Genomic DNA, 22,790 nt, shown 5'->3' with positions numbered 1-22,790 from the left:
TACTATTTCTCAACATAAGGGTTGTCAATACCAAGCTCTGCCAATAAAGCGATTTCTATGCTCTCCATCTTAAGGGCATCCTCCTCATCAATATGGTCATAGCCAACTAAATGCAGTATGCCATGGATTAGAATGTGGCACCAGTGAGCATCGAGCAATTTATGCTGCTCTTTTGCTTCTTTTTGCAAAACTTCAGGGCATATTATTAAGTCACCTAGAAAATACTCGGTTTCATTATTCTTGGGTAGTCCAGGAGGTACCTCAAACGGGAAGGAGAGGATATTGGTAGGCTTATCTTTGCCGCGATAGTTATTGTTATAATGTTGCATCTCATCAGGATTGACAACCTCAATACTGATAATCGCTTGAACCTTGTTAAGGAATTTTAAAGTGTGCTCCGCCCAAGTATTGAGTTTATCTTCAGTGGGAAGATAAAGCGCATTAGGATTGTTAATATCAATCTCAAACATCGTCATTAATAATCCTGACTATGATGCTGTTCATATACATCATAAGCAGCAACAACACGTTGGACAATCGGGTGACGTACGACATCAATCGTTTCAAAGAAAGTCATGCTAATTCCTTCAACACCGGCAAGTACTTCAATGGCATGACGAAGCCCTGGCGTAACACCTTTAGGTAAGTCAACTTGGGTAATATCGCCCGTGACGATCGCCGTTGAATTAAAGCCAATACGTGTTAAGAACATTTTCATCTGTTCTTTGGTCGTGTTTTGACTTTCATCAAGAATAATAAATGAATCATTAATTGTGCGTCCACGCATATAGGCTAAGGGTGCAATCTCAATGATTTGTTTCTCAATTAGCTTGCCAACACGCTCAACACCCATAAGATCATATAATGCGTCGTACATTGGGCGTAAATAAGGGTCAACTTTTTGCGCTAAATCACCTGGTAAGAATCCCAACTTTTCACCTGCTTCAACGGCAGGGCGCACAAGTACCAAGCGTTTAACAAGGCCTTTTTCAAAAGCCGCAACAGCGCATGCCATCGCAAGATAGGTTTTGCCAGTACCCGCAGGACCTATGCCAAAGTTAATATCATTCTCTTGAATGCGCTTTAAATAACGCTCTTGATTAATCGTGCGCGGGTTAATAGGGCGCGAGCCAATCATCACTTGAAATTCAGGAATGAATTTTTCTTTTTTATCCGCTTGTTCTCTTTTAGCAAGGCTGTTAAGGGCGATATTAAGCTCTTTGTTGTTTAGTTCAAACTGGACATCATTAACAAGCTTCTCATAAAGTTCTTCTAGAAATTCTTGTGCATCTTTAATCGCTGTTTTAGGACCCACAATGCGGAAATTATTACCACGTTGAATGATCTCAACAGCAAGGTATTTTTCAATTAAATGCAAATTTTCATTTAAATTGCCACAAAGTTTAGCAAGCATTTGTGCGCTATCTGGCTCTAGATAAAATTGTATTGATTTCATGAAGCTAAATAATTTCTCCGCGTAGTGAATGTGGTAAAGCTTCAATGATTTTAACATCAATTAATTGACCAATTAAACTAGAATCACCAGCAAAGTTAACGATGCGATTATTTTCTGTGCGTCCAGCAAGCACTTTATCATCCTTTTTGGAAATTCCTTCCACCAAAATGCGTTGTGTTGAGCCAACCATTTGCCGACTAATGACCATCGCGTTATGATTAAGCTGGTCTTGCAGACGCTTTAAACGCGCTTTTTTAACCTCAACAGGTGTGTCATCGGCTAAGTTTGCCGCAGGTGTCCCTGGGCGCTTGCTGTAGATGAAACTAAAAGATTGATCAAATTGAACGTCTTTAACAAGATCCATTAATTTCTCAAAATCTTCTTCAGTCTCACCTGGAAAGCCAACGATAAAGTCAGAAGAAATGGTAATGTCTGGGCGAACTTTTCTAAGTTTACGAATTTTTTGTTTGAATTCTAAAATTGTGTGATTACGTTTCATCGCTGTTAATATGCGATCTGAACCATGTTGCACAGGTAAATGTAAGTGATTGGCTAATTGTGGTACTTCAGCATAGGCATTAATTAAATTATCTGAAAACTCAACTGGGTGAGAGGTGGTAAAGCGGATACGCTCAACGCCATCAATAGCTGCAATAAAGTGAATAAGTAACGCAAGATCTGCCGTATCTCCTGAAGCCATTTTACCAAGATAGTGATTGACGTTTTGACCTAAAAGTGTGATTTCTTTAACGCCTTGCTCAGCTAAAATAGCGCACTCTGCTAACACATCTTCAAATGGACGATTTACCTCAGGACCTCGGGTATATGGTACAACACAATAAGAACAGTATTTATCACAACCCTCCATTATCGAAACAAAAGCTTTAGCACCTTCAGCTTTAGGTGCTGGTAGGTGGTCAAACTTTTCTACTTCAGGAAAGGAAATATCAACTTGAGAAATGTCAGTTTTTTGTTTTTGTTTAATCAAATCAGGTAAGCGGTGAATCGTTTGTGGACCAAAAACGATATCAACGAAAGGCGCGCGTTTAATAATGTTTTCACCTTCTTGTGAGGCAACGCAGCCACCAACACCGATGACAAGCTCAGGGTTTTTATTCTTAAGGTTTTTCCAACGTCCCAGCTCATGAAATACTTTTTCTTGCGCTTTCTCACGGATCGAGCAGGTGTTAATAAGAATAATATCCGCTTCGCTATAATCTTCGGTTTTACTGGTATTAAAATGCTCACCTAAAACTTCATTCATGCGTGATGAATCATATTCATTCATCTGGCAGCCAAGTGTTTTAATATATACTTTTTTATGTTGTTTTACGGGATTTTCAATCACGCTGTCTGTCATTTTTAGTTACCTGATTTTATTTATTGTATGATTTACATTTATTGCCAAGCGTATTTGATTTGCAATAGATCGTTTATTAGCCTAGCAAAAAGTCAAAACAGGGTAGCGGTTTTTGTGTGAAAATGCTAGTGAAATATCAAAGTCGATACAAAATGAATAATGAAAGAATTGATTAAATATACAAGTCTGTATTGTTTACAGTTCATGGGGTGAAAAGAATATGAACGCTAGGGGCGTATTGCATACGCCCAAAAGAGTCGATTATTTCCCTTGTGCTTTATTGATTGCTGCTTGAATAGTATCTTGCTGTGCAAAACCAGGGATAACTGTCGTATTAGCTGCATTCGCACCTGATAAAGGCATAACGATAATTGCCGGTGTGCCTTGGATGCCTAACTTGTCAAAGCCAAGTTTCATGTCTGCTGCAATATTCTCAGTGACTTTTTTCTCTTTGATTAGGCTTTCAGCCTTGGCAATATCAACGCCTACTTTTTTCGCAGCGTCATTAACATCTTTAACAGTTAATTTGCCTTCGTCAACGCCACTAGCGAAAACGGCATTATGATATTTTAAGTAACCCTCAGCACCATTTAGCATATAAGCAGCAATGCCCATCTCCGCAGCATATTGCGATGCTTCCCAGCGTTTACCAAAGATTGGGAATTCTTTGAAGATGTATTTCACATTTGGGTTGGCATCCATTACTTTTTCCATAATAGGAGCTACTTTGTGGCAGAACACGCACTGGTAATCAAAGAATTCAATCACCGCAACCTTCGCATCCTTTGGCCCAACTGTTGGTGTTTGCTCATTAGAAAGGAGTGTTTTGGTATTCTCTAGTACAGAGGTTACTTGTTTTTTCTCTTGTGCTGCCATTAAGTCTTTTTGGAATGTTTGCATAATGGTTTGCATCTGCTCTTGTGAGAATTTACCTTTTTCGTTGGAAATTCCTGCTTTAAAGCCTGCTAGAACTTGCGCATTATCAAGTGTCGCACCTTGTGCTTTTAGTTGTGCGCTTACATTGCCTGCGACACTATAGCCTAATGTATAGCTGACATTGTTAAGCAATGTTGCTTCATTTTGTTGAGTGTTGGCAGTCGTTGCAGGTTTTGCGGCATCAGCTGCGGGTTGCGTTGCAACGGTTTTTGTTACTTCAGGAGTTGCTTTTGCCGAGTCTTTTGAGTCAGATTGTGAACAACCTGCTAAAACAGTGGCAAAAAGTGCAGCGCCAATCGTGCTTACGATGATTTTTTTTGACATACGCATTATGAATAAAGCTCCATGTTTTTCAGTTAATAAAAATAATATTTTCGAACTATAACAAAGTTGTTGCTAAAAGGAAAAAGGTTCATGCCTAAAAGTAAATTTCTTCCATAAAAAAGCCCCAATAGTGGGGCTTTTAGATATTTGATGGTTTTTTGTACGTTACTTAGCTAATGCTTAGTTTGCTGCAGCACTTGTTGCATCAACTGCCTTTTTAGCGCTATCAGCAGATGTTTTTGCTGTATCAGAAGTAGCAGTTGTAGCTTGAGCTTTAGTTGCATCAAGCTTGGCTTTTGCTTTGGCAGCTTCGGCTTGCGCCGCCTCTTCATGTGCCTTCATTTTTGCTTCCATTTCTTTTTGGAAAGCTTGCATTGATTGCTCCATCTGCTCTTGGCTTAGCTTAGGCTTGCTACCCTCAATACCCGCTACAAAACCTTGTTGAAGATCATCAGTATTTAGGCTGACATTTTGTTGCTTTAATTGCTCAGTCATGTTTTTGCCAATTGAATAACCAATTGTGTAACTTGCATCTGCTGCGTTGTCTTGTGTTGTTTCAGCTGTCTTGGCTGGTTGAGTATTAGCAGATGTAGCTTTAGTTGCGTCAGCAAAAGCGCCAGAAATCAATGCGCTGCCGGCCAAAAGTGATAATGCAATGGTGGTTAATTTCTTCATATTTACTCCATATTTTAATGATTAATGTGTTAAATCGAACCTCATTAGCTTAAACAGCACCTTAGCAAAGAACAAGCGTTTTACAGTGAAAAGCATTAAAAAGATCAAAAAACAATGACATTTTATATGCAGTTGCTAAACTAACGCACATTTAAAATTATGCTTATTGCAACCTAATGCCAAGACGAATTAAAAAAAACTTTCCTAGCGGTGTATTCAATACCAGTGTTTCCAGTCTGTCGCACGAAGGGCGTGGAATTGCTAAGATTGATGGTAAAACAACCTTTATCCCATTCGCTTTAGAAGGAGAAGAAGTCGCATTTGAATATACTTTATCAAAATCAAATTATGATGAAGGTAAACTGATACAAGTGTTGAAGCCAAGTGCTGAGCGTGTCGCGCCGCCATGTGAGTATTTTGAGATGTGTGGTGGTTGTTCTTTTCAACATGTTGCACCTGATGCGCAAATTGCATTTAAAGAAGAAACATTATTGAATCATTTTAAGCATTTTGGACAAGGTCTTGAACCGCTTGGACGTATTGCGCCATTGCGTTCAGAATCACACGAGGGTTATCGTACTAAAGCACGGTTAGGTGTGCGCTATGTGCACAAAAAAGGAAAAGTGCTCGTTGGGTTTAGAGAGCGCGATGGGCGTTTCCTTGCGGATATTAATCACTGTGAGGTATTGCACCCAAGTGTGGGCAAGGATTTAACTTTATTACAGGATTTAGTGTTTAGCCTATCAAATTACAAAGAGATTCCACAAATTGAAGTGGCAGTAGACGATCAGGTAACAGCATTAATTATCCGCCACTTAAGTGCATTTACTGATGAAGATTTAGCTAAGTTAACTGACTTTGCTAAAGCACAGCAGTTTTGGATATATTTGCAGGCTAAGGGGTCAGATACAATAACACGCTTATATCCAGAAGTAACGCAAGAACCACAGTCGCTGTCCTATCATTTAGCAGATTATGATGTGACTATTTATTTTGAGCCAAATGATTTCACACAAGTTAACCATGATATTAATCGCAAGATGTTAAAGCAGGCGATAGCGTTATTAGAAGTGTCAAATAATGATATAGTGCTCGATCTGTTTTGTGGTTTGGGTAATTTTAGTTTGCCATTAGCAACAAAAGCTAAATTTGTCGTCGGTGTTGAAGGTGATGAAGCAATGACGGTGCGTGCCATGGAAAATGCTAAGCGCAATAACATAGATAATGTTGCTTTTTATCCCGTGAATTTATTTGAAGATATTTCAAAACATGAGTGGGTTGTGGGAAATGAGTTTAATAAGTTACTATTGGATCCGCCGAGAGCTGGTGCTGAGATGGTATGTAAGCAAATTGAAAAAATCAATCCCGGGCGTATTGTCTATGTGTCATGTGATCCTTCCACCTTGGCGCGTGACGCAGGCATTTTAGTCAATGAAAAGGGGTATAAATTACTTTCAGCGGGTGTAATGGATATGTTTCCACATACGACACATGTTGAGTCTATCGCCGTTTTTGAAAGATAGAAAAATCAAAGCGTAGGGGCGTATTGCATACGCCCCAAAAGCATAGAGCGGGCGAAAGCAAATTTTAAAGCTCTTATTTTTAAGGGTAGCAAAATGAATAATAAAATAAATAGATAAAAGAAGGTGAGTTTGTGGAAATTGAGTCATTAGTCAATCAATTGCTAAGTGATGAAACAAGTGAAGACCAGCAGTATCAAATCATTCAACAGATAGATGCTGAGCTATATGAAGAGCAAACACTTTTTGAATTAGCGCGGACATTTCTAAATTATAGTATTAAAGTGGAAAACCCTTTTGCTGAAACAGTGGATATTGTTGGTACTGGAGGCGATGGTTGTCGAACCTTAAATTATTCAACGCTAAGCGCATTAATGGTGCATGAGTTAGGTGCTAAGGTTGCCAAGCATGGTAATCGTTCGGCTACATCAAAGTGCGGTAGTTTTGACTTTTTACAAAAGCTTAATGTTGAAATTCCTGATAACCCAGAAGTCGCATTGAGCTTATTAAAAGAGCAAGGAATGGTTTTTTTATTTGCGCCATTTTTTCATCCGATTTTTGCCAAAGTGGTTAATGTGCGTCAACGCTTTGCTAAAGAGGGTAAACGCACTTTTTTTAATGTATTGGGTCCTTTGCTGAATCCAATGCAGGTTAAGAGAATTGTTGCAGGGGTTTATGATGAACGCTTACTTAAGCCGTATCTTTATGCGCTTAAGCATTTAGGTGTCACGCATGCCTACATTGTGTATGGTGATGGGATGGATGAGTTTTCAGTTTGTGGTGCCAATAAAGTAATTAAACTTGATCATGAGGAAGTCACCGAGTTTAGTTTGCATCCAGAGCAGCTTGGATTTGTGCGTGGCAGACTAGATTACTTAGAAGCTGGCGATTTGTATCAGAATTTGGCGGAGTCAAAAGCGTTATTAAATAATGAAATGTTAGGTGCCAAGCAGGATACGTTGATATTAAATGCAGCTGCTGCGATGCATGTTGCTAGTGGTTTTGTTGATACTCTATCAGCTGAGGTTAAGTTGATTAAAGATGCGTTATCACAAGGGAAGTTTGCGCATTTAATCCCCTAATCAATATCATGTTTTATGAGTAAAGCCAAAATAAGCACGTTGGAATTGCGTAATGGTCTGGAATAACTTTGTTTAAAATAAGGGTGATGATAAAAAGAGATCACCTTGCAGTACATAGATGATGAGAAGGGAGGGAGTGTACTGCAAGGTAATTTCGTGGTCTCAAGGTTACGATCACAGGGCATACTGAAAGAGAAGGGAGAGAGAAAAAAGTTTGCTCTGTGATCGTGATCCCCTTGAGTGATGTCAGTATCACAAGTCAATATTAAGATAAGCTTAAGATATTAAAATAATTTTTAAAAATTTGCCCGTACTCATACAAAGATCAAAGAAGTATGATCTGTATTTGATTTCTAGCAAGGGCTTTGCTAAAAGATAATGTACTTAAGTTCTAAAAATATGTGATAAATTATGCAGACAATTAAAAAATATCTTGCGGTTCCTGTTTTTGTTTTGTTGACTGCAGGTTTGAGTGTTGCAGATACTGCTAGTAAAGCAAGTGATCAAGTTAAAGTGGAAGATAATCCGGCGACACAAAGTTGCTCAGCAAAAGCCAGTGATTGTAATTTTGGAAGTAATTGGGAGCTGTTTAAACAAAATGTCTCAGATACAGCGCGCTCAGGTACAGAAGTAGCTAAAGATGCAGCTAATAAAGCAGGTGATTATGCACAGCAAGGTTGGGATAAAACAAAATCAGCCACAGCTGAAGGATGGCAAAATACTAAAGATGCTAGCAATGATGCTTGGGAGAAAACTAAGAAACTAGCAGCTGATGGTTGGCAAAATACCAAAGAGGTGGCACAAAAAGGCGCTGAAAAAATAGATAACTATTTTAATGCCAATAAAAACGATAAGAGTAAAACCCAAGAGCCAACGAATTCAAAAAATCAAGCACAATCACAAGAAAATAATTGATAAAATTATGCTGAACTTGCTGGTAATTCATGCGTGTTGGCGCTATCTTTGAATTATTAAAGTTGACTTACAAACCCCCACGATATTCGTGGCTATACAATGGAGGACTGCACTATGCAAATTCAAATTACAGGTCGTCATTTAGAAGTTACCCCTGCATTAAAGCAATATGTAGATGAAAAGTTGAGTAAACTTGATAATCATTTTGATCATATTATTGCTGCACGCGTTATTTTGTCGGTTGAGAAAGGCAAGCAAATGGCTGAAGCCGTGATTAACGTGCCAGGAACTGAGTTTGTGGCTAAGTCAGATTCACAAGATATGTATGCAGCTATTGATATATTGCAAGATAAACTAGACGCTCAAGTAAGAAAGCATAAGCAGAAATTAAAAGATCATCGTGCTGAGCGTCCTGAAGCCGAAGCATTAATGGCTGATGACGAAGTAGTGGATATTGATGAGGAACGTTGATAGAATAACGTACCACTTCGTTGAATAATTCATCATAAATCATATGAACTTTTTGTCTTCATTTATTTCTCCGCAACGCGTTATTAATAAAGCAGCCTTGCAAAGTCAAAAGCGTGTTTTCGAGGTATTAAGCCAGTTATTAAAAGATGATGATATCGATATCACTGCTGATACGATTTATCAGAAGCTTTTTGAGCGTGAGCGCATTGGCAATACTGCTATTGGTAAACAAGTTGCTGTACCCCATTGTCGAATTGAGGGGTTAACGATGACGCGTTTGGCTGTGTTAACCTTGGAAGAAGTGATTGAATATGGTGAAGAAGATCGCAAAGTTAGTATTGTCATTGCTGCAATTTTTCCGCAAAACGTCAACGATGTACATATTAAGTTTATGGCTGAACTGGTAAAATTTCTAAAGCAAGAAGGGGTACTTGAAAAAATTAAAGCCGCTAATTCAAATGAAGCGCTTTATCAGCTCTTTTTAGGTAATGTTTAATTCTCTTGTACATCATTATTTAAGAGAAGCAACGATGAGATACTGGCATGCAAGTCTTGTAACAAATAATATTGATACTGGATTGTTAGTGATTGGCGCGCCAAATGTCGGTAAAACAGAATTTTGTTATCACTTGATCAAGTATTTGGGGTTTTATCTAGTCGCTGATGATTTGGTGGGTGTTACTCAAGCTAACGATGTATACCAAGGCGCTTTATGTAATGATCAATACTTCGCTATTATGCATCACAAAGAAAAAGACTTTATTCAAGTTGAAAAAGCAGTAGATCAATCGATCATTAGCTATGTTGTTTACCTATATAGGCAAGTGAAAGACCCAAAATATATCAACAAAGCAAGAACTTTAGCTTTACCTTTAATTGAAATTGATGTCTTTGACAAAGCTTGGCATGAGTGTGCTAAGCAGTTGCAAAATAGATTAGGGGAAATACGAAAGCTTTGGTAAACTGAGCAAATTATGATGAGTGGAAATGGTGTAGATTGCGTGAATAGTACATCCAAATCGGTTGTGCTTTTAGCTGGTGTTTCTGGTGCTGGCAAGTCAACTGTTTTGAGTATATTGGAAGACCAAGGTTTTTTTTGTATTGAAAATTTACCTTTATTTTTATTGGAAGAAACGCTTGCGTATGTTTTGAGTCATCCTCAATACAAACAAAATATTGTTATTTCATTGGCACCACACTCATTCCTAGCAAATGAAAACTGTCATGTTAAACATTTGCAAGATAAGTATCAGATGAATATTACTTATTGGTATATTGAGGCCAGTAGAAATGTATTAATTAAGCGTTATGATGAAACCCGTAGGCGTCATCCTTTTTCCGATAACAAAATGACCCTAGAACATGCGATTGATGCCGAATTTACCGTTTTGGAAAGCTATGCCAGTATTGCAGACTATACTTTAGACACAACCAATTTAAGTTTGCAAGAACTCAGAGAAATAGTCTGTCAAAAACTCTTAGGGCAGGGCAAACTATCCAGTCAGATCAAGGTTTTTTCATTTGGCTTTAAATATGGTATGCCGCAAAAGGCCGATTATCTTTTTGACGTTCGGAGTTTGCCTAACCCATATTGGGATAAACGTTTGCGCTTGCAAACAGGGCTTGAGCTTGATGTGATTGAATATTTGCAAAAACAGCCACAAGTACTAGAAATGATAGACGATATCAGCAAGTTTGTTTTGAAATGGTGTGAATTACAGCAGCAGCAAGGCAAAAGCTATATTGATATAGCCATAGGTTGTACAGGCGGCCAACATCGATCAGTTTATATTGCTGGGCAGCTGGCTAAGCGATTAAAAACAGACTTTGATAATGTGATTGTAGGTCATAGGGAGTTAAAAGGATGATTGGAGTTGTACTGATTACACATGGACGAATTGGACAATCAATGGTTGAGGTGGCGACACGTTTGGTTGAGATCCAAAAAGATTATATTCAGGTGGTTTCATCCTGCTCATATGATCAACCAGAATTATTAGTGCGCGTTGAAAGTGCATTTAAAAGCATGCCTGATTGTGATGGCTTCTTAGTGTTAACAGATCTTTTTGGCGCAACACCGACGAATGTAACGCAATCATTTATGCGCGCTTATCATCTAGCGGTTATTACAGGGCTTAATATGCCAATGCTCTTAAAGGCATTGACATATCATAAGCAGGCGTTATCGTTGGATGAGCTTGCAGAAAGAGTCTATGATGCATCAAAAGCGTGTATTGTATTAGAAGAAGGTGATAAGTGAAAGAAACACAAATGAAAGCGATTGATTTAGTATTGATCAATCAGTTGGGATTACATGCACGAGCAGCTTCTAAGTTGGTTAATTTAGCCCTTCGTTTTGGTAGCGAAATTGAGGTAGAGGTTGTCAAAACCGGTATTAAGGCAAATTGCAAAAGTATCATGGGATTGATGATGCTTGGAGCCAGTTGTGGCACATCTATTCGTTTAAGTGCAGAAGGTGATGATCAGGAGGAAGCGCTTGATGCTATTAGAGTGCTTATTCAGGATCGATTTGGTGAAGAAAGTTGAATATTAATAGAAATCTTAAGCTTGACTTAAGTTTACATTTTTAGAATGATTCACATCGTTGAGTTTTATAAACCTAGACAAAAGAGGAACAAGTCATGGCAAATCAGTATACAGGAAGTTTTGAACACATTATTCAACAGAAATATAACTGCAGCGCACGAGAAGTTTTAGAGCGTTGTGCAGATGAGGGGATGACCTATCAGGATGCTGAAAAGATGCTTGGATTTAAGCATGGTACGATTCGTAAATGGGCAAATCGCTTTGACATTAAATTAAAATCAGGCGTCGTTGAGAAAACGGTTAAGCGTGATAGCTTTATGAAAATGTTTAAGCAGCAAGGGCTAAATAAATATAATGTCTTAAGCCGTTGTTGGGGTGCTAAAAAGCACAAGCTTGTATTGATCTCAACAAATGCTTAATAAAAGCTTAATAAAGTAACATATACCACGCATAAGTTACCATAAAGATAGTAATCACTAGTAATAGAAGTCCTAGAAAAATGTCTGGGATGCGTGTTTTGTAGCTGATGGTTTCAGGTGCAGTAATGTTTCGTCTGTTTATCGCAAAGCGGACTGATGAAATAATGATGATGACAACCGCGATAAGCATGATTAAAATGCCAATGATTTCAGCTGATTGTGACATCATATTGCTTGCTCTTACACCAACACCTTTTGCCATAATTCGTAAGAAAATATCAAATTTCTCAATCAAAAAACCAAATGCCATGAGTGCAATGGCAGTTCTCACCCAAGATAAATAGGTTCGCTCATTCGCAGCGTGGTCATTGAAGTGTTCTATCATACGAATCCTTAGCTTATTCTTTGACATTTGACCTAATTCAATTTTAGACGAAATTATTATTGTTTTCCTTGATAATTATTGCATTGTTGAGGTGGTGATTTATGATTGTTTCCGTGACCTATAAAATAAGGAATGATAATGAGTGAGTCAAAAAAAATTGCCGTATTATTAGCAGGGTGTGGTGAGCACACCTGCGTATATGATCGGACAAAGTATTGCAGAAATTGCATCAGGAATAGATCACTTAGTTGAAGCGGTTGTGTCTTTGATTGCAGATCGTGTTGTCTGCGCATCAGCAGAAGTTAAATAAAATCGTTTAACACGTGGATTAATCGCGGTAAGCATGGCATAACTTGAAGTACCTATTTGCTTGGCAACATCATCCACTAATAAGTCAGATGAACCAAACAAAGTCACAGTATCTCCAATACTAATATCAGCATGATTGCCAATATCGATTGCCATAAGATCCATTGAGACTTTTCCAGCACTTGGATAGAGCTTGCCGTTGATTGCCATCATGGTGCCGTTGGGAGCGGCTTGTGGATAGCCGTCACCATAACCAATTGTCACAATGGCGATTTGGGTTTTTGCTTTGGCAATATATTGGCGGTTGTAACCCACGGAATCCCCCGCGTCAATGGATTGAATTGCAACAACATGGCTATGCAATGTCATAACGGGCTTCAGTGGGCACTTTAATAATGGGTGTGCGGCAGCGCATGCACCATACAGTGCTAAACCAATGCGAATGGTATTGGTATTAAAATCATCATTATTTAAAAGTGAGGCAGCTGAGTTAAAAGCACTGATATGAGTAAATGACTTATCTTTGATTAATGTTTGAAAGCGTTGTAACTGATTTAATGTAAAAGATTGATCGCAAGACTCAGACTCTGCCAAATGGGTTAGTGCATTGATGGGTTTATGGTAAGATTGCGCCTTGTGATAAAGCGCTTCAAACTCTTCTTCTGATAATCCCAAACGATTCATTCCGGTGTTGACTTTAAGCCAGATCTCAGCGTGATCACTTTGAAAATACTCATGTAATAACGCGTATTGGTAACTGCTATGGATAATTGGAATAAGTTTATAGTCAATGAGTGTTTGCACCATGTCTTTGGAAAAAAAACCTGAAAAAATAATGATCTTGGTTTTCTCGATTCCTGCCAAAATAAGTTCAATACCTTCTTCAACGCTGGCAACACCAAAATAGTCGCATAAGCCATCTAGCGCCTTGGCAACTTCAACGGCACCATGACCATATGCATTTGCTTTGAGCATAACAATGATAGATTTATTTTCGTGTTGTGCACGGATGCTAGTTAAGTTGGTTAAAAGATGAGAAAGATTAATATTCGCAAAGGCACGTAAATTGTGATGTTTTGCTGTCATACTGATCATGCTAAAAGGTATTAAATCGATTGATTTAACTAGGATAACGCCTTTTGCTCTAAGCACAAGCGCTTATTCGCTAAAAGAAAGTTTTGTAATGTTTTCAATCCTGATTCTGTTAAATAAGCTTCAGGATGATATTGAATGCCATAAATGGCTAATTGTTTATGTGCAAATGCCATCAGTTCATTGTCCATGGTAAGTGCTATCGGTTGAAAATCATTTGGTAAGCTATCTATATCAACAATCAATGAGTGATAGCGCGTCACCATTAAAGGAGATTGTAGTCCTTGATACAATGGATGGTTAGTAAAATCAATTGAGCTGCATTGTCCATGCATGATATTGGCAGCGTGAATGACTTTAGCGCCAAAGTATTGTGCTAATAATTGATGACCCAGGCAAATACCTAAAATAGGCACATTGCTATCAATCATCCGTTTGATTTCAGGGTATAAATGCGTTAATTCATTAGGGTGTCCGGGCCCTGGCCCTATAACGATGGCAGTAAATTGATTGTAGTCAATGAATCGATCAAGTTGATCTGATTTGAAAGAGACAATTTCTTCGCCTAATTGGGCAAAATAATCCATCAAAATATGGGCAAATGAATCATAATGATCAATAAAAAGTAACATCTTAAATTTATACTTCTTGCATGGTTGTTTTTGCACTTAAAAAGCACGGTATTCTACCTCGAACATCATTAATAAGGTAAATGTTTTTGCTTAATTTTAATTCTTCTACAGAGATTGAACGCTCATGAATTTGCCCAGATTGAAGGAGTTTAGCGCGGGCAATGCCAGGTAACAAGCCATCATTAATCGGTGGTGTATATAAGACACCATCGATTTCAACGATAATATTATAAAAACGTGCCTCAGTTAGGTGGTTTTGTTCATTAAAGAAAATAAGCTCACAATTTGGTTTATCCGCAATATATTGGCTGTGTTTCTGTGTATAAAAGCCACGCGTGCTATGATCGTCCGTTTTATGCTGCCATAATGGGTTATTTGAATCTATTTTCTCAGGACAAATAAACAGTTCAATGCAATGAGCTTTTGATACTTGTTCAAGGAGTTGATGGCTAATAGTCGAACGACCGTTATAATCCGTGCTGACTCTTAGTTTATATTGTTCATTATTTGAAAGGCTAAGCTTTTCACAATAGCTTAATAATGCACTTTTTAACCGCGCTATATCCAAAGCAAAGTGTAAAATACATGCCGAGTTTAATAAACGCTCAAGATGTAAATCACACGATGTAAGTCCATTTTTACTGTAAAGTATGCTTTCAATTAACTGAAATTTTGGCTGATACAAACGTTTGATAAATTGAATTTTAGTAGTCATTTCCTGCCACTCATCGTCTCGTGTAGATTGAATGGTAAAGCCACCTCCAACACCACAATGCCATGGTTCATTATTGTGTTGCGTTAATGTGCGAATAGCAACATTAAAACACATATCATTGTTTGGCATAATATAGCCAATGCAACCGGTGTATAAGCCACGTGGTTGTTCAAGCTGCTGAATAATCTCCATCGTACGTTTCTTGGGCGCGCCAGTAATTGAACCACAAGGAAATAAATGCTCAATAATATCGACAAAAGGAATATTGCTATCTACTTTGCCGGAAATCGTCGAGGTCATTTGGTAAACACTTTTATAGGCTTCAATAGCAAAGGGCTTGATAACTTCAATAGATCCGGTATGGCAAATGCGTGCAAGATCATTGCGTAATAGATCAACGATAATTAAATTTTCGGCTTTGTTTTTAGGATCAGTACGCAAGAATTCATATGATTGTAGATCCTCATCTGGATCATCAAAACGTTTACTGGTGCCTTTCATTGGTTTCACTGTAATGGTATCACCCTGTTTTTTAAAAAATAGCTCAGGTGAAAAAGATAAAACGGTCATTGGCTTAAAAGGCAAAAAAGCACTATAGCTAACGGGTTGTTGCGCTTTTAGTTGTGTGTAAAGCTCATAAGCAGCTAAGCTTGATCGCAACTTAATGCGTTTAGTGTAATTGATCTGATAGCTTTCACCATCGGTTAATGCTTGTTGTATGCGCTTGAAATCTTGAGCATATTGTGATTTAGGTAATGAGTCATAAATAAGATCAATAGCAGGGTGCTTAGAAGAAGCTGTTCTGGGTTGAAGGCGTTTTGATGAGCATTGCTCAAAGGCAACAAAATGTAGTAATGGCGAGGGATTATGCGCCTTAGGATTTGTCCTTAAGGAGGAGAAATCAGGATTTAAGTAATATGACGTCTCATAACTAATAAAGCCAACAAGATATAAGCCTTGTTGTTGTAACGCTGCTAACTTCTCAAATGCAGACTTTAGCGTCTTGGGGTCAGTGCATAGGACTTCACTATGTGGTTCGCTAAAATAAAAACTCTTGTCATTACTATCTAAAGTATTTTCAAGATAAGTAAATGGAGGTAGGTGATTATTAGGCATTGTTGATCTCTGTTTTTAAGCGAAAGCGGTCAATTTTACCGGTGATATTAAGTGGTAATTGCGGGTATAAATAGACCTGATCAATATGCTTATATGCAGCAAGAAGTGGCGTGATAAATGTGTTAACTTCCTCTACAGTGATAGGCTGATTATCTTTGGTAGCAATGCACGCACAGACAAGCTCTCCCCATATTTCATCAGGCTTACCAATGATGGCAACTTGCTCAATTTCAGGCATTTGATAAAGATAATGTTCAAGTTCTAAAGGGGCAATTTTAGAGCCACCTTTAACAATGATATCTTTAATGCGCCCAAGAAAGTATAGATGATGCGTATCATCAATATAGCCATAATCGCCTGTGGCTAACCACTTTCCTTGGTGAGAGATCGGCTGCATTGGTGCTTTAATATATAGCTCGCCAATATCTCGTTGCTCAGTATTAACAAACCTAAGGTCATCATGTTTAATTGGTTCAATTTTCATCTTAATATCATCAAAAATTTTGATTTTATTATAAATACTCGACTCTGTGAGATTTTGCGCGTAGCCATAAACTTCTGTCATGCCTAAACCATTTAGTAACGGTGTGTTAAAAGTTTCTTTGATCAAATGTATTAACGATTCACTTGGCTGATCACCTGCAATACTTAAGTGCCTAAGTTTATGGTTTATTGGCGTTTTTAGTGCTTCAACTGCTAGTTGGTAATACATCGTTGGCAAGAGTGCCAATGCTGTAATTTGATGTTTTTCAATTAGTTTGAGTGAAGCCGCTGCATCAAAGCTAGGCGCTAATATCATGCAATTGCCCAGAGCTATATTAGGTAATAGCTGATACGAGAAGGCATAAGCGTGATTAAATGAAAGGTGTACAAGGGATATATCCCCTTTATTAAGACCATAATCAAATTGACGTGCATAGGCGTAGGCTAGAATTTGCTGCGTGTAATGCCCGTGAAAGTTATAATGTCCACCCGTGCCAGAGCTTATGTGATAGGTAATACCTTCACTTTGGGTTTGAGGTGAATTGCTGATCTTAATGCCGGAAATTTTCTTTAAGTTCTGTAAATAATCTAAAGCATTATCAATAATAACAAGTTCAATCTGCTTAGTCTGGCAATAGTTACTAATTGCCTCAGAGTACTGCTTTGGTTCAATCACTAACAGATCCGGCTTGGCTCTTTTAACAAGCTCAAGTAATTCATTAGCAATAAAGCGCGGATTAACGGGTATGCAATTGATTCCTTGATGCCAACTTGCGAAAAAAAGCCCAACAGAAAGAGGAGAGTTATGTATTGCAAACATGACTTTAGTTGTGTTGTTTTCTTTTAACCACTGGGCAATAGTAAAAGTGTAATCATGCATGTCTGCATAACTCAGCACTTGGTCTTGATAGATAAACATCGGAGCTGTATCTAAACGTTTTAGATGCGCTAAAAAATGATCAACTGTTTGAATGTCTAAGGGTGTTAGCATATTGGCTTCTTTATTTATGTATTTATGCATAAAGCGATAGGGCAGTATTTTAGGATAAAGGTTGGCTTAAAACAATTGAATCTTTTAGTGCACGCTTTGCTATAAAAATAAAGCATGCTGATATAGAATGGTGGGAGTGCAAAATGAGCTAAAAGGATGATAAAGCGATGTCAAATTATTTAATTAAATCACCAACGATTGTCAATGAAGGTAAAATTTTTGTTGCCGATGTGTTAGTAAACGAAGGTAGAATTGCAAAAATTGCACCAGATATTTCAGCTTCTCCTGATGTTAAAATCATCGGTGCGGAAGGATTACATTTGTTGCCTGGTATGATCGATGATCAGGTGCATTTTCGTGAGCCAGGGTTGACACACAAAGCAGATATAGAAAGTGAGTCTAAAGCTGCCGTTGCCGGCGGTATTACATCGTATATGGAGATGCCCAATTGCAATCCGGCAACGGTGACAATTGAGCGCCTTGATGCGAAAAAAGCGTTAGCGGCGACAAAGTCACATGCTAACTATGCTTTTTATCTAGGTGCGACGAATGATAATGTTGATGAATTGAAGCGTTTAAAATCAGGTGATGCTTGCGGTGTTAAGATCTTTATGGGCGCATCAACGGGTAATATGTTGGTTGATAATGTCAAAACATTAGAAAGCTTCTTTGCCAATTGCCCCATTTTAATAGCAACGCACTGTGAAGACACGCCAATGATTACAAAAAATGAAGAGGTGTATCGCGCGCAATATGGTGAGGATGTACCGTTTGATTTGCATCCTTTGATTAGAAGCAGAGAAGCTTGCATTAAATCATCGACCTTGGCAGTAGACTTGGCTAAAAAGTTTAATACTAAGCTTAATGTGCTGCATATTACTACCAAGGATGAGTTGCAATTATTTGCTGAGAATAAAAATACCCCACTTGCTGATAAACGCATTACTGCTGAGGTTTGCGCGCATCATTTATTCTTTTCACGTAATGACTATCACACACGAGGAGCTTTAATCAAGTGCAATCCTGCGATCAAAGAAGAAGAGGATCGTTTGGCATTGTTACAAGCTGTCAATGATAATGTATTGGATGTTATTGCCACGGATCACGCACCTCATACTTGGGCTGAGAAGCATCAAAGTTACTTCAAGGCACCATCTGGCTTGCCACTGGTGCAGCATGCATTATTGTCATTACTTGAGCATTATCATCAAGGTGTTTTTTCATTGGAAAAAGTCGTTCAGAAAACATCACATGCACCAGCAACAATCTATCAGGTTCAAGAGCGTGGCTTTATCCGTGAGGGTTATTGGGCTGATTTGGTATTAGTGGATCTTAATGCACAACAGCATATGAGTGACGTTGCAGCAAAATCAAAATGTGGTTGGTCGCCATTTAGTGGTTTGAGCTTTTCATCAACCATTAACAAGACATTTATTAATGGTGTTTTGAAATATGATCATGGACGGATTGTCGCTGATAACTTGGGGGTTAGTTTGGATTTTGCTAAGTTTTAGATTTTAGATTGAATTATTTATGTTTCGGTTGAGTTAATTTATCACTGCTCTTTTGATTAGCAGTCATCCAGTAGAATCCGTAGTAAATCATGTCGTTACTCCTTGATGTGTATTTATTGATGGTTGCTGTTTGTTTTGTTCGACTTTGACTGCTTAAGTTCTTGTTCGATCTGCTCTTGTACTAGCCAGTGCATCATGTAGTAAATCATAGTTATCCTTAATACTGGGGGCGTTGATATGTCGCTATTATGCAGTCTAAAATTTTAAAATGCAGTTTCAAGGATGTAATTGACTGTATTGATTTTGATACATTTGTTGATATTAAGCGCCCTGGTTAAGCGTGGCTGTCGAATGCTCATAAACTGCCAAGCAACTAAATATTGCAAAATAGTCAGTGATAAGTATATTAAGGCTACTACTAGGAATAAGGTTGTGTAAGTTAGTGAAGATGAATGACTATAATTTTTTTGATGTTGCCATTGAGGCGTCGGCACTTAAGTTTGGTGAGTTCACGTTAAAATCTGGGCGCATTAGCCCCTATTTCTTTAATGCAGGGCTGTTTAATCATGGCAAGACCTTGCATCAATTAGCAGAGTGTTATGCAGCTAAATTAATGGAGAGTGAGGCGCAGTTTGATGTGTTATTTGGTCCTGCTTATAAAGGTATCTCGCTTGCGGCACTTGTTAGCTCTATTTTATATAGTCGCTATGGTAAAGATGTTGGGTTTTGCTACAACCGTAAAGAGAAAAAGGATCATGGCGAAGGAGGTGTGCTTGTTGGTGCTGATATCAAGGGCAAAAAAGTATTAATTATCGATGATGTGATTACTGCGGGCACTGCCATTAAAGAAGCTATTGATATTATTAAAAATCATGGTGGAACCATTGAAGGTGTTTGTGTTGCATTAGATCGCCAAGAAGTGGCTCCTAATCAAGAGATATCAGCCGTTAAAATGGTTGAGAAAACTTACCAATTTCCTGTTTATGCCATTGGCGGTTTAAGTGATTTAATCGATTATCTTCAATCAAAAGGTCAGATTGAGCATGTGTTAATTGAATGTATGAAAACCTACCAACGAAAGTATTCAGTGGCGCAAAAATAAGCTTTGGCTTTGCTTGTTGTTTCTCAAAAAAGCATGTATTATACGCCCGTTGCTAAACTGTCACGATATTTTTTTATGATTCAATATATGAAATATCACATGGGAAGTTTAACAAAAGAAATAAATCTTAGGAGAAAATACTATGTTAAGCACCGAGCAAAAACAAACGATCGTTTCTGAATATCAACGTTCAGAAGGTGATACGGGCTCACCAGAAGTACAAGTTGCGTTATTGACAGCGCGCATTACCGGGTTGCAAGGACATTTTGCATCACATAAACAAGATTTCCACTCAAGACGTGGTTTATTGCGTTTAGTTAGTCAGCGTCGTAAGCTTCTTGACTATTTGAAGAGCAAAGATATCGAGCGCTACCGCGCATTGATCGCACGTTTAGGTTTACGTAGATAAGATCAAAGATACGACACACCGCAAAACAATGATAATAAGGTACACACGTGAAAATATTTAAAGAAGTCTTTCAGTTAGGACAACATCAAGTAACGTTAGAAACGGGATCGATGGCGCGTCAGGCGGCAGGTTCAGTTTTGGTTACTATGGGCGACACCGTTGTATTGGTAACGACTGCAGCGCGAAAAGAGGCTAAAGAAGGTATAGATTTCTTCCCATTGACAGTCAACTACCAAGAAAAAGCATACGCAGCAGGTAAGATTCCAGGCGGGTTTCCACGTCGTGAAGGGCGTCCAAGTGAAAACGAGACATTAACGGCTCGTTTGATTGATCGTCCATTGCGTCCGTTGTTTCCAGAGGGTTTTTACAATGAGGTTCAAGTTGTGGCAACGGTATTATCGTATGATCCTGAGGTACCACCGGATATTCCAGCGCTGATCGGTGCTTCGGCTTCGTTGGTGTTATCTGGAGTGCCATTTGAAGGTCCTGTTGCGGGTGTGCGTGTCGGCTTTATTGATGGGCAATATGTTTTAAATCCATCATTTGCCAAACTAGATATTTCAGAGTTGGATTTAGTCGTTGCCGGTACCAAAGATGCCGTGTTGATGGTTGAATCAGAAGCAAAAAGCTTACCAGAAGATGTAATGCTTGGCGCTGTTTTATATGGTCACAAAGAAATGCAAGTGATCATTGACGCAATTAATCACTTAGCGAAATATGCTGCTAAGCCGCGTTGGGAATTTATGCCACAAGCGGAAAATAAAGCATTAAAAGAGCAGATTAAATCACGTTTTTATAGTGAGATTAAAGCAGTTTACCAAGAAACTGAAAAACAAAAACGTGTTGAGGCAATCAACCAATTACGCAAAACAGTGGTTGAGACTATTATTGCTGATGAAACTGAATTAGAAGAAGTTTCTGTAGAAGAGATTAAAACGATTTTCCACGACATTGAAAAAGAAGTCGTTCGTAAAAATATTTTAAGTGGTTTGCCACGCATTGATGGTCGTGATACACGTACAGTGCGTCCGATTAATGTGCGTACGGGTGTTTTGCCTAAAGCGCATGGTTCAGCTTTGTTCACGCGTGGTGAAACACAAGCCTTAGTGGTGACAACTCTAGGTAATGATCGCGATGCACAGTTGGTTGAAACATTAGGTGGTGATAAGAAAAACCGCTATATGTTACATTATAATTTCCCGCCATACTCAGTGGGTGAAACGGGGATGATTGGCACACCTAAACGTCGTGAGATTGGTCATGCCAATCTTGCTAAGCGTGCGACACAAGCCGTTTTCCCAAATGAAGATGCCTATCCTTATGTTATTCGTGTAGTGTCTGAAATTACTGAGTCAAACGGCTCAAGTTCAATGGCAACCGTGTGTGGTTCATCACTATCAATGATGGATGCTGGCGTGCCGTTGGCTGCTCCTGTTGCGGGTATTGCAATGGGGCTCATTAAAGATGGTGACAAGTATGCCGTATTGTCCGATATTTTGGGTGATGAAGATCATCTAGGTGATATGGACTTTAAAGTAGCCGGCACACGCTATGGTGTGACCGCTTTGCAGATGGATATCAAAATCAAAGGTATCACGCGTGAGATCATGCACGCAGCATTGGAGCAAGCCAAAGAAGGCCGCTTGCATATTTTGGGCATTATGAATGAAGTGATTTCTGAATATAAAACAGAAACCTCTGACAATGCACCACAAGTTGAAGTCATTACAATCGATCCAAGCAAAATCCGTGATGTGATCGGTAAAGGTGGAGCTACGGTTAAAGGCATTACCGAGAAGACGGGTGCCTCAATTGATACCTCTGATAATGGTGATGTGAAGATTTTTGCCAAGAGTCGTAATGCATTAAATGCTGCTATTGAAGAAGTATTGGCGTTAACAGCTAGTGCTGAAATTGGTCAAACCTATAGCGGTAAAGTCGTTAAAGTATTAGACTTTGGCGCATTTATTAATATTCTACCAGGTAAAGATGGCTTATTGCCATTTGCTGAGCTTGAAAGTATTGGTGTTAATCCAAATACGATGGCAGAAGGCAAAAGCATGAATGTTATGGTGCAAAATATTGACCGCATGGGCAAAATCAAGCTTGTACCAGTTCAATAGATAGTAATGATAAAAAGATAAGTTCCACTTTTTATTACCTCTCCCCTTGTGGGAGAGGTCGCGCAGTGCAAGCTGTGTGGTGAGGGATGATTGAAATTTGACTTGCATTCCCCCTATTACCTCTCCCCTTGTGGGAGAGGTCGCGCAGTGCAAGCTGTGTGGTGAGGGATGATTGAAATTTGACTTGCATTCCCCCTATTACCCCTCTCCCCTT

General features: G+C 38.6%; 24 protein-coding genes. 14 read left to right on the top strand and 10 right to left on the bottom strand.

Going from position 1 to position 22,790, the window contains the following annotated elements:
• Nucleotides 1–2: 2 nt before the first annotated feature.
• From ybeY to ACZ5V8_RS08360, 5 genes are all read right to left on the bottom strand, one after another.
• Nucleotides 3–476: an rRNA maturation RNase YbeY gene (ybeY, locus tag ACZ5V8_RS08380; protein ID WP_440615607.1), complete on the bottom strand. Its 474-nt coding sequence runs from the start codon at nucleotides 474–476 to the stop codon at nucleotides 3–5.
• Complete coding sequence (locus tag ACZ5V8_RS08375) at nucleotides 476–1,456, bottom strand: PhoH family protein (RefSeq protein WP_440615608.1); 981 nt, start codon at nucleotides 1,454–1,456, stop codon at nucleotides 476–478. The genes ybeY and ACZ5V8_RS08375 overlap by 1 nt, the downstream gene beginning before the upstream one ends.
• Nucleotides 1,457–1,460: 4 nt before the next feature.
• On the bottom strand, nucleotides 1,461–2,816 hold the full coding sequence (miaB, locus tag ACZ5V8_RS08370) for a tRNA (N6-isopentenyl adenosine(37)-C2)-methylthiotransferase MiaB (protein ID WP_464217424.1): 1,356 nt from the start codon (nucleotides 2,814–2,816) through the stop codon (nucleotides 1,461–1,463).
• Between the two features lie 261 nt (nucleotides 2,817–3,077).
• Complete coding sequence (locus tag ACZ5V8_RS08365; RefSeq protein ID WP_464217423.1) at nucleotides 3,078–4,082, bottom strand: thioredoxin domain-containing protein; 1,005 nt, start codon at nucleotides 4,080–4,082, stop codon at nucleotides 3,078–3,080.
• Between the two features lie 174 nt (nucleotides 4,083–4,256).
• Entirely contained in the window at nucleotides 4,257–4,751 is a 495-nt protein-coding gene (locus ACZ5V8_RS08360) for an FKBP-type peptidyl-prolyl cis-trans isomerase N-terminal domain-containing protein (protein ID WP_440651714.1), read from the bottom strand.
• A gap of 176 nt (nucleotides 4,752–4,927) precedes the next feature.
• Here ACZ5V8_RS08360 and rlmD point away from each other — a divergent pair, with 176 nt between their 5' ends.
• The 10 genes from rlmD (at nucleotide 4,928) to ACZ5V8_RS08310 (ending at nucleotide 11,705) form a co-directional block, all read left to right on the top strand.
• Nucleotides 4,928–6,274, top strand: a complete 1,347-nt coding sequence (rlmD, locus tag ACZ5V8_RS08355) for a 23S rRNA (uracil(1939)-C(5))-methyltransferase RlmD (protein WP_464217422.1) — start codon at nucleotides 4,928–4,930, stop codon at nucleotides 6,272–6,274.
• A gap of 131 nt (nucleotides 6,275–6,405) precedes the next feature.
• Nucleotides 6,406–7,353: an anthranilate phosphoribosyltransferase gene (gene trpD / locus ACZ5V8_RS08350; protein ID WP_464217421.1), complete on the top strand. Its 948-nt coding sequence runs from the start codon at nucleotides 6,406–6,408 to the stop codon at nucleotides 7,351–7,353.
• A 411-nt stretch (nucleotides 7,354–7,764) separates the two neighbouring features.
• A complete protein-coding gene (locus tag ACZ5V8_RS08345) occupies nucleotides 7,765–8,268 on the top strand; it encodes a hypothetical protein (protein ID WP_464217420.1) in 504 nt (167 codons plus the stop codon).
• Between the two features lie 114 nt (nucleotides 8,269–8,382).
• Entirely contained in the window at nucleotides 8,383–8,739 is a 357-nt protein-coding gene (hpf, locus tag ACZ5V8_RS08340; protein ID WP_440615615.1) for a ribosome hibernation-promoting factor, HPF/YfiA family, read from the top strand.
• Nucleotides 8,740–8,782: 43 nt separating this feature from the next.
• Nucleotides 8,783–9,235 (top strand): PTS sugar transporter subunit IIA, encoded by a 453-nt coding sequence (locus tag ACZ5V8_RS08335; protein WP_464217419.1) that lies wholly within the window; start codon nucleotides 8,783–8,785, stop codon nucleotides 9,233–9,235.
• A 34-nt stretch (nucleotides 9,236–9,269) separates the two neighbouring features.
• On the top strand, nucleotides 9,270–9,701 hold the full coding sequence (locus tag ACZ5V8_RS08330; protein WP_464217418.1) for a phosphoenolpyruvate carboxykinase (ATP): 432 nt from the start codon (nucleotides 9,270–9,272) through the stop codon (nucleotides 9,699–9,701).
• Between the two features lie 39 nt (nucleotides 9,702–9,740).
• The gene (gene rapZ / locus ACZ5V8_RS08325; protein ID WP_464217417.1) at nucleotides 9,741–10,607 is read left to right on the top strand and encodes an RNase adapter RapZ; all 867 of its coding nucleotides are present in this window, start codon (nucleotides 9,741–9,743) and stop codon (nucleotides 10,605–10,607) included.
• A complete protein-coding gene (locus ACZ5V8_RS08320) occupies nucleotides 10,604–10,999 on the top strand; it encodes a PTS sugar transporter subunit IIA (RefSeq protein ID WP_440615619.1) in 396 nt (131 codons plus the stop codon). Before rapZ ends, ACZ5V8_RS08320 begins: the two co-directional genes overlap by 4 nt.
• On the top strand, nucleotides 10,996–11,286 hold the full coding sequence (locus ACZ5V8_RS08315) for an HPr family phosphocarrier protein (RefSeq protein WP_440615620.1): 291 nt from the start codon (nucleotides 10,996–10,998) through the stop codon (nucleotides 11,284–11,286). The genes ACZ5V8_RS08320 and ACZ5V8_RS08315 overlap by 4 nt, the downstream gene beginning before the upstream one ends.
• Nucleotides 11,287–11,381: 95 nt before the next feature.
• Nucleotides 11,382–11,705, top strand: a complete 324-nt coding sequence (locus ACZ5V8_RS08310) for a hypothetical protein (RefSeq protein WP_464217416.1) — start codon at nucleotides 11,382–11,384, stop codon at nucleotides 11,703–11,705.
• Nucleotides 11,706–11,712: 7 nt separating this feature from the next.
• Here ACZ5V8_RS08310 and ACZ5V8_RS08305 read toward each other — a convergent pair whose 3' ends face one another.
• From ACZ5V8_RS08305 to ACZ5V8_RS08285, 5 genes are all read right to left on the bottom strand, one after another.
• Nucleotides 11,713–12,090, bottom strand: a complete 378-nt coding sequence (locus ACZ5V8_RS08305) for a YidH family protein (RefSeq protein WP_464217415.1) — start codon at nucleotides 12,088–12,090, stop codon at nucleotides 11,713–11,715.
• 240 nt (nucleotides 12,091–12,330) lie between these two features.
• Nucleotides 12,331–13,485: an alanine racemase gene (gene alr / locus ACZ5V8_RS08300; protein ID WP_464217414.1), complete on the bottom strand. Its 1,155-nt coding sequence runs from the start codon at nucleotides 13,483–13,485 to the stop codon at nucleotides 12,331–12,333.
• Nucleotides 13,486–13,523: 38 nt separating this feature from the next.
• Nucleotides 13,524–14,123, bottom strand: a complete 600-nt coding sequence (locus ACZ5V8_RS08295) for an anthranilate synthase component II (RefSeq protein WP_464217413.1) — start codon at nucleotides 14,121–14,123, stop codon at nucleotides 13,524–13,526.
• Between the two features lie 7 nt (nucleotides 14,124–14,130).
• Nucleotides 14,131–15,954, bottom strand: coding sequence for an aminodeoxychorismate synthase component I (pabB, locus tag ACZ5V8_RS08290; RefSeq protein WP_464217412.1), 1,824 nt, complete (start codon nucleotides 15,952–15,954; stop codon nucleotides 14,131–14,133).
• Nucleotides 15,947–17,458 carry a class I adenylate-forming enzyme family protein gene (locus ACZ5V8_RS08285; protein WP_464217411.1) on the bottom strand — a complete coding sequence of 504 codons (1,512 nt, stop codon included), beginning with the start codon at nucleotides 17,456–17,458 and terminating at the stop codon, nucleotides 15,947–15,949. Before ACZ5V8_RS08285 ends, pabB begins: the two co-directional genes overlap by 8 nt.
• A gap of 137 nt (nucleotides 17,459–17,595) precedes the next feature.
• Between ACZ5V8_RS08285 and ACZ5V8_RS08280 the strand changes: the two genes are divergently transcribed.
• The 4 genes from ACZ5V8_RS08280 to pnp all read left to right on the top strand — a co-directional run bounded on the left by ACZ5V8_RS08280 (nucleotide 17,596) and on the right by pnp (nucleotide 22,576).
• Nucleotides 17,596–18,942: a dihydroorotase gene (locus tag ACZ5V8_RS08280; protein WP_464217410.1), complete on the top strand. Its 1,347-nt coding sequence runs from the start codon at nucleotides 17,596–17,598 to the stop codon at nucleotides 18,940–18,942.
• A gap of 448 nt (nucleotides 18,943–19,390) precedes the next feature.
• Nucleotides 19,391–20,044, top strand: a complete 654-nt coding sequence (gene pyrE, locus ACZ5V8_RS08275) for an orotate phosphoribosyltransferase (RefSeq protein ID WP_464217409.1) — start codon at nucleotides 19,391–19,393, stop codon at nucleotides 20,042–20,044.
• Between the two features lie 142 nt (nucleotides 20,045–20,186).
• On the top strand, nucleotides 20,187–20,453 hold the full coding sequence (gene rpsO / locus ACZ5V8_RS08270) for a 30S ribosomal protein S15 (protein WP_440615630.1): 267 nt from the start codon (nucleotides 20,187–20,189) through the stop codon (nucleotides 20,451–20,453).
• 47 nt (nucleotides 20,454–20,500) lie between these two features.
• Nucleotides 20,501–22,576, top strand: coding sequence for a polyribonucleotide nucleotidyltransferase (gene pnp, locus ACZ5V8_RS08265; protein ID WP_464217408.1), 2,076 nt, complete (start codon nucleotides 20,501–20,503; stop codon nucleotides 22,574–22,576).
• The last annotated feature ends 214 nt before the right edge of the window (nucleotides 22,577–22,790 follow it).

This window comes from Cysteiniphilum sp. GTC20157 (assembly GCF_055396795.1).
The sequence above is the reverse complement of the archived record's forward strand: the minus strand, read 5'-3'. Positions and strand labels throughout refer to the sequence as shown.